Below are 391 nucleotides of genomic sequence, written 5' to 3'. Positions count from 1 at the left end.
CTGCTGGACTGCGCACCGACGCTCGGCCTGCTGATGATCAACGCACTGGCCGCAGCGGACCGTCTCATCATTCCGACCCAGGCCGAGCCACTGGCCCTGCACGGCCTGGATGGCATGGTCCGCACCGGCGAGATGGTCGAGCGTTCGCGCCGCCGGCCGCTGCCGATCTCGATCCTGCCAACCCTGTTCGACCGCCGCACCCGCGCCGGCAACGAGTCGCTGCGCACCATGCAGGACCGCCATGGCAGCCGCGTCTGGGAAGATGCGATTCCGATCGACACCCGCATCAGCAACGCCGCCGGGCTGACCCTGCCGAGCGTCGGCGAAGACTACCCGGGGCGTGGCCTGGCTGCCTACCGGCGCGCCTTGAACTGGATCCTCGGCGAGGATG

At 69.8% G+C, this 391-nt stretch carries 1 protein-coding gene; it reads left to right on the top strand.

Going from position 1 to position 391, the window contains the following annotated elements; translation table 11 throughout:
* Positions 1–391: ParA family protein (locus tag D7X55_RS47375; protein WP_147470562.1), on the top strand; the 391-nt coding region annotated here is incomplete at both ends.

Origin of the sequence: Corallococcus sp. AB049A, assembly GCF_003668885.1 — a bacterium.
In the GTDB taxonomy this organism is placed as follows: Bacteria; Myxococcota; Myxococcia; order Myxococcales; family Myxococcaceae; genus Corallococcus; species Corallococcus interemptor.
Note: the sequence above shows the minus strand (reverse complement) of the source record. Positions and strands in the feature narration are given on the sequence as shown.